The organism is Hymenobacter agri, from assembly GCF_054778495.1.
This window is the reverse complement of record NZ_BAAGZM010000199.1, coordinates 1-6,801: the sequence shown is the minus strand read 5'-3', so window position 1 is coordinate 6,801 and position 6,801 is coordinate 1. Positions and strand designations below refer to the sequence as shown.

General features: G+C 62.5%; 7 protein-coding genes. All 7 read left to right on the top strand.

Features of this window, described 5'->3' with window-relative positions; translation table 11 throughout:
- A partial coding sequence (locus tag ACYVDE_RS11415; RefSeq protein WP_460501670.1) for an SCO family protein occupies positions 1-511 on the top strand: 511 nt, incomplete at its 5' end.
- A gap of 95 nt (positions 512-606) precedes the next feature.
- A complete protein-coding gene (locus ACYVDE_RS11410; protein ID WP_460501669.1) occupies positions 607-999 on the top strand; it encodes a c-type cytochrome in 393 nt (130 codons plus the stop codon).
- Between the two features lie 170 nt (positions 1,000-1,169).
- Entirely contained in the window at positions 1,170-2,099 is a 930-nt protein-coding gene (locus tag ACYVDE_RS11405) for an enhanced serine sensitivity protein SseB C-terminal domain-containing protein (RefSeq protein ID WP_460501668.1), read from the top strand.
- Positions 2,100-2,298: 199 nt separating this feature from the next.
- The gene (locus ACYVDE_RS11400; RefSeq protein WP_460501667.1) at positions 2,299-3,657 is read left to right on the top strand and encodes a zinc-binding metallopeptidase family protein; all 1,359 of its coding nucleotides are present in this window, start codon (positions 2,299-2,301) and stop codon (positions 3,655-3,657) included.
- Positions 3,658-3,873: 216 nt separating this feature from the next.
- The gene (locus ACYVDE_RS11395; RefSeq protein ID WP_460501666.1) at positions 3,874-4,725 is read left to right on the top strand and encodes an Ig-like domain-containing protein; all 852 of its coding nucleotides are present in this window, start codon (positions 3,874-3,876) and stop codon (positions 4,723-4,725) included.
- Between the two features lie 87 nt (positions 4,726-4,812).
- Positions 4,813-5,574, top strand: coding sequence for a slipin family protein (locus ACYVDE_RS11390; RefSeq protein WP_460501664.1), 762 nt, complete (start codon positions 4,813-4,815; stop codon positions 5,572-5,574).
- Positions 5,575-5,654: 80 nt separating this feature from the next.
- The coding region (locus ACYVDE_RS11385; protein ID WP_460501663.1) for a WD40/YVTN/BNR-like repeat-containing protein at positions 5,655-6,801 on the top strand (1,147 nt) is incomplete at its 3' end.

Below are 6,801 nucleotides of genomic sequence, written 5' to 3'. Positions count from 1 at the left end.
CTTCGCCCTGCGCGACCAGGCCGGCCAGCCCGTCAGCAACGCCACCTTCGCCGGCCGCGCCTACCTCGCCGACTTCTTCTTTGCCACCTGCCCCGGCATCTGCCCCAAGCTGCAGAGTGAGATGCTGTCGGTGTTCAAGCTCTACCCTACCGATGCGCGCCTGGGTTTCCTGTCCATCACCATCGACCCGGCCCACGACACCACCGCCGTGCTGCACGACTACGCCGAGCGCCTGGGAGTGAAGGACCCCAACCGCTGGCACTTCGCCACCCTCGGCGACCGCGCCCAGACCTTCGCCCTGGCCAACCGCTTCCTCACCGGCGTCATGCCCGACCAGCAGTCGCCCGGCGGCCTGGCCCACAACGGCACCCTCGCCCTCATCGACGACCGCGGCTACATCCGCGGCGCCTACGACGGCATGAACGCCGCTGAAGTCGCCCGCCTCAAAGCCGAAATCCCCCTGCTGCTGGCCGAAATTGACGCTCGCAAAAAGGGTGTGGCCGGGCGGTAATAGAACGTCATGCTGAGCACGCCGCTTGATTTGCGGAATGCTCAGCATGACGTTCCTTATACCCTGATTCCGTACTACCTATCCCCTATCCACCCATGCCCCTCCGCCGCCTGCTCCCCGGCCTGCTGCTGCTCGGCCTCACCGGCTGCTTCAGCAACAACCGCCACCAGGGCGAGAAGCTCTACGCCCAGCACTGCGCCAGCTGCCACGGCGACCAGGGCCAGGGCCTCGAGCGCCTCATCCCGCCGCTGGCCGGCTCCGACTACCTCGCCGACCACCGCGCCGAGCTGGCCTGCCTGCTGCGCAACGGTCAGAACGAGGTGATTGTAGTGAACGGCATCGGCTACCACAACGTGATGCCCAGCAACAAGGGCCTCAGCCCCGCCCAGCTCACCAACCTACTCAACTACATCGAAAGCCACTGGGGCAACGAGGCCGCCCCCCGCACCATCAGCCAGGTGCAGGCCCAGCTCGATAAGTGCCGGTAAGACTGGCTGCATTTTAGTTGAAAGCACGTCATGCTGAGCGCCGCCGCGCCGCCGCTCAGCATGACGTGCTTTTTTCCGTTCTATTCCCGCCACAACCCACCTTCTCCCGCACCCAAAACCCATTTTCTGCCGTAGCTTGCGCCCCAATCCACTTGCTATCTGAATTCCCTATGGGCCTGTTCGACTTCCTCAAAAACAAACCCGCCGACGAAACGCCGGCCACTCCTGCCCCCGCTACTCCCAACGCCGCCCCGGCGGCCGACAAGCCGGCCGGCCCTCGCTACCAGGGCGCCAAGTTCACGGCTCCCGTCGAGCCCGAGCCCGCCGTGCCCACCTACCAGGTGCCCGAACCGCAGCCCCTGCCCTTCCAGCCCGAAAACGTGCTGGAGCAGTTGCTGCTGATGGCCGCCACCGAGGAGCAGGCCCGCCCCGCCTTCTACCAGGCGCTGCTGCAGGAAGAAATCCTGATGATTCTGGCCCCGATGGAAGGCATTGAGCCCGGCGAAGTAACGCTGAACGAAGGCCAGGAAATCCAGCTCCAGGTGCTCAACGACGGCAAGCTGCCCATCTTCAGCTCGCCCGCCCGCCTCACCGACGGTGGCATCGACAACGGCCCCGTGAGCTACGTGCGCATCCCCGGCCACGCCTTCTTCAACATGATTCAGGGCCAGGACTGCGTGCTGAACCCCTTCTCGCCCGCCGGCAAACTCCTGCCCAAAGACGAATTGGCGGCCCTGCTCGCCGGCCAGCTCACCGGCCCGCTCTCGCCCGCCGGCGGCGACGCCCAGGTGATGCTCAGCCAGCCCGCCGAGTTGCCCCAGGCCGTGGCCGATGCCGTAGCCGCCTGGGCTGCCGGCCAGCACTACATCGAAGCCGCTTACCTGGCCCAGATGCAGGTAGCCACCAACCCCGAAGTACCCCGCCTGCTGCTGGGTCTGGTGAGCAGCAACCCCGACCCGAGCTTCATGCAGGAACTCGGCCCCGTGCTAGAAGGCAAAACCGAAGCCTACCAGTTCATCGACCTCATGCTGCTGAATCTGGAATCGGAAGAAGGCGTGAACCCATATTTCCGCTCCATCGAGCCGTTTTACCGCAAGTAGCAGAACAATAAACTCCCCTCCTTACCAAGGAGGGGATGTTTTCGCGCCAGCGAAAACGGGGGTGGTTATGGCGTGCGCGCCGGTTGGAACGGATTCCGCCCAAACGCGCAGACGCCCATAACCACCCCCGTTTGGCTTTCAGCCAAACATCCCCTCCTTGGTAAGGAGGGGAGTCGCTTTCTTCCCCTACCTTCCCCTTATGAAATTCGCCGCTATCGTCCTGGCCCTTGCGCCCTTCGCCGCCATTGCCCAAAAGCCTGCCCCGCTCCTGCCCCCGGCCGACCCCACCATCCAAAAGCTCGTGGATGAAATCTCGGCCAAAAACCTAGAAGCCGACATCCGCAAGCTCGTTTCCTTCGGCACGCGCCACACCCTGAGCGACACGCAGAGCCCCACCCGCGGCATCGGCGCGGCCCGCAACTGGGTGCGCGACGAATTCCTGAAGTACAGCAAGGCCGGCGGCGGCCGCATGACCGTCGAGATGGACACCTTCACCATCAAGCCCGACGGCCGCCGCATCAACAAGCCCGTGCTCATGGCCAACGTGCTGGCCACCCTGCCCGGCACCGACCCGACCGATACCCGCGTCATCCTCGTCAGCGGCCACATCGACTCGCGGGTGAGCGACGTGATGAACGCCACCGCCGACGCGCCCGGCGCCGACGACGACGGCTCGGGCACCGTGCTGGTGATGGAACTGGCCCGCGTGCTGGCCGGCCAGAAGTTTCCGTGCACCCTCAAGTTCGTGGCCGTGCAGGGCGAAGAGCAGGGCCTTTACGGCTCGGGCCACCTGGCCGAGCGGGCCAAAAAAGAAGGCTGGAACCTGATTGCCATGCTCAACAACGACATCGTGGGCAACTCCCACGGCTTCGACCCCGAAATCAACGACGACAAGCACCTGCGCGTGTTCAGCGAGGGCGTGCCGGCCACCGAAACGCCCGAGCAAGCCAAAATCCGCCGCCAGCTCAGCTCCGAAAACGACGCGCCCAGCCGCCAGCTGGCCCGCTATGCTGCCCGCATGGCCCAGCTTTACGGCCGCGGCCACCAGGTTACCATCGAGTACCGGCCCGACCGGTTTCTGCGCGGCGGCGACCACACGCCCTTCAACCAGCAGGGCTTTGCCGCCGTCCGCTTCACCGAGATGAACGAGGACTTCACCCACCAGCACCAAGACCTGCGCACCGAAAAAGGCCGCGCCTACGGCGACACCCCCGAGGGCGTCGACTATGCCTACCTGCGCCGCAACGCCGGCGTGAACCTGGCCACCATGGCCAGCCTGGCTCTGGCTCCCGCCGCTCCCGCCAAGGTCGAAGTCCTCACCGCCAACCTCACCAACCGCACCGAGCTGCGCTGGCAGGCGCCCGCCGACGGCCCCAAGCCCAGCGGCTACGTGGTGCTGGTGCGCGAAACCAGTGCCCCGCAGTGGCAGCAGCGCTTCCCCGTGACCGACACCAAAGCCGACCTGTCCATCAGCAAAGACAATTTTATTTTCGGCGTGGTGAGCGTGGATGCCGCCGGGCACGAAAGCGTGGCCGTGCTGCCGGTGGTGGGGCGGTAGGTATTCTCTAATTCAAGTTACAACGTTTTGAAAGGCAGCCCCAGCGGTGCGACATATTGATAGAAAGCCCCGTTAAAAGCCGGATTTTAAAGCCCCGGCGGGGCGACACTCGTCCGGCGAATGTCGCCCTGCCGGGGCTGCCTTTCAATACTCCGCAATTTGGGTTTCTCTGGTCTGCCTGCGAATAAGCGAGGCCAGCTCACACACAATCACCTGATGCGTAATAGCTTTGTCTTCAAGCAACTGATTCGCGGGCGTCTGGCAATTGCCTGGCTGATGCTGATTCCTTCCGGAGTATGGGCACAATGTGACTATTCTCCTTGGATAAGCGTCTGGCCAGCTCAGGCCGAGGCTATTCAAACCCGGCAGGTGTTTTTGCTTACCGGCAACGGTTTAGGAGGCGCGCAGTCACAAGCGAGCTGGCTGCAGCAGTTTGGCAGTGGAATTCACGCATATCTGTGGTCGGCTCACGACTCTGTTGATTTGCGCGTATTTGACCGGGCAACTGTTACCGAAGTCGGGGGTGGTGTGTCATACACACAGGTACTGCTTACTCCCAGCCGGCCGCTGCTCCCGGACGCGGAATACGAGCTGCGGGCATTTAGGGACAATGAGAATTTATCCCATCTATTTCGCCCCGGTCGCTTAGCTCCCGGCCAGAAACGTGCTACCGCGTACCGCTGGAAAACAAGTTTGGTCCCCGATGTGGCGGCCCCGCGCTGGGTGAATACGCCGGTTATACAGCAGAAAAAATACGAGGCTAACAGCGAAGGCATTGAGAATTATGTATCGTTTTCTAATCCGTTACGCGACAGCTCTCAATACCTTATAAAAGCAACCATCCGGCACCTCAGCACCGGAGATTCAGTCGCCGCCTATTTGCGTCCGTGGCAGAATCAATTATCCATTGGCTGGTTTACCTGTAGCGGCAACGTCCGGTTTAAATCAGAAGAAGAATATACTATTCGCTTCGAAGCCGTTGATGCCGCTGGCAACCGGGCTTCAGTAAGTGGCACGCCAATTCTGTTCCGTGCCCCCAAAAGGGTAGCTTGCTGCTGGGGCGACTAAGCGGCAAACAAGTACGACTGGCCTTGGTGTAATGCCCACCAACTAGCCGCGATACACCTTGCAAAACCCCACCAACCCCAACCCACCATGTCGCTGTCCATTATTCTCCTCGTTATTGTGGTCCTCCTCCTTACCGGTATTCGCGTGGCGCAGGAGTATGAGCGGGCGCTGGTGTTTCGGCTGGGCCGGTTCACGGGGCTGCGCGGGCCGGGGCTGTACTGGATAATCCCATTTATCGAGCGCCAGCAAACCATCGACGTGCGCACCAAAACTGTGGATTTGGAGCAGCAGGAAACCATTACCAAGGACAGCGTCACCATTAAAGTGAATGCCGTGCTATGGTTTCGGGTGGTGAACCCGGCCGATGCCATCATTAAGGTGGCCAATTTCAACCAGGCGGTCTACCAGCTGTCGGTTACGGCGCTGCGCAACATCATCGGGCAGCACCAGCTCGACGAGGTGTTGCGCGAGCGCGCCGCCATCAACGCCTCGCTGATGCAGATTGTGGACGCGGCCACCGAAAACTGGGGCGTGAAGATTGAGCTGGTCGAAATCAAGGACGTGGAAATTCCGGAATCTATGCAGCGGGCCATGGCGCGCGAGGCCGAGGCTATTCGCGAAAAGCGCGCCCGCATCATCAAGGCCGAAGCCGAACTGGAGGCATCCATCAAGCTCACCCAGGGCGCCAAACAGATGGAGGAAAGCCCCATTGCCCTGGAGCTGCGCCGCATGCAGATGCTCTCGGAAATTGGCATCGACAACAATACCACCACCGTAGTGCTGGTGCCGTCGGAGTTCACCAACGCGGCCCGCAGCTTCTCGCAGATGGTGCAGACAGCCCCGAAATAGCGCGCGCAATACGGCTAACGACTTTTTTCGCTGCTACCTTGCGGCCTCATTAGTTCTCCTTTCTCTTTCAATCATTTTCTATGAACAAACTTCTTCTAACGTGCCTTGGGCTGTGTTTGACGGGCCTCAGCGCCCAGGCGCAATGGGTGAGCCAACCCATCACCTTCGCAACCGGAACCTCTATCCCGTACTACCTCGACGCCATCGACGCCAATACGGCCTGGACGGTGGGCAACGGCATGATTGCCGGCCAGTATGTGCAGCCCCAGGTTGCACTCACGGTGAATGCCGGCCAGACCTGGACGGTCAGCAACCTGCCGGTTAATACGGCTGATGAGGAGGACTTTACGGCCATGTCGGCCGTGAATGCGACTACGGCCTGGGCCACCACGGCCAATTTTGGCGTTGGGGGCCGCATCCTGCGTACCACCGACGGCGGCCAGACCTGGACGGTGCAGAGCAGCAGCACCGTGTACGGCAATGCCGACAGCTACCCCGACATGATTCACTTCTTCTCGGCTACCGAGGGCGTGACCGTGGGCGACCCCACCACCGCCTCAAACGGGGCCATGGAGATGTACACCACCACCAACGGCGGCACCACCTGGACGCCGGTAGCCAACCCACCCACGGCCCAGTCCAACGAGTTCCCGGTGGGTTCGCCTCCGGCCGCCATTGGCAACCACATCTGGTTTGCGACCGTGACCGGGCGCGTATTTCACTCCACCGATAAGGGCCTGACCTGGACCGTAGTAACCACGCCTGCCGGACAAATCAACCTGGGCACGCTGGTATTCCGCGACGCGCAAAACGGCCTGCTGGTAGTCGCCAACACGGCTACTACCAAGCACAAGATTTTCAGCACCGCCGATGGCGGGACTACCTGGACGCCGGTGACCTACACGGGCCCGCTACACGGCGTTGGGCTGAGCGCGGTGCCGGGCACCACGCAGTATGTCTCGACCGGCACCGACCTCGGCAACGGCGACGCGGGCTCGTCGTATTCGCGCGATAACGGCCTGACCTGGGTAGCAATCGAAGCCACGAACAACCACTTGGTGACGGAGTTTGTGAGCAGCAGCGCGGGCTGGTCGAGCGCCCTGCTCATCAACGGCACGCAGCTGCAGGGCGGCGCTCTTCGCTACAATGGCACGGCCCTGGCTACCCGCACCGACGCGGCCCTGCAAGCCAGCCTGACGGTGTCGCCGAACCCGGCAGTGGGCGGGC

What these genes read in the sequence shown, in the direction of transcription:
- ACYVDE_RS11410 (WP_460501669.1), top strand. Translation starts at nt 607, where the DNA reads ATGCCCCTCCGCCGCCTGCTCCCCGGCCTGCTGCTGCTCGGCCTCACC.
- ACYVDE_RS11405 (WP_460501668.1), top strand. Translation starts at nt 1,170, where the DNA reads ATGGGCCTGTTCGACTTCCTCAAAAACAAACCCGCCGACGAAACGCCG.
- ACYVDE_RS11395 (WP_460501666.1), top strand. Translation starts at nt 3,874, where the DNA reads ATGCGTAATAGCTTTGTCTTCAAGCAACTGATTCGCGGGCGTCTGGCA.
- ACYVDE_RS11400 (WP_460501667.1), top strand. Translation starts at nt 2,299, where the DNA reads ATGAAATTCGCCGCTATCGTCCTGGCCCTTGCGCCCTTCGCCGCCATT.
- ACYVDE_RS11390 (WP_460501664.1), top strand. Translation starts at nt 4,813, where the DNA reads ATGTCGCTGTCCATTATTCTCCTCGTTATTGTGGTCCTCCTCCTTACC.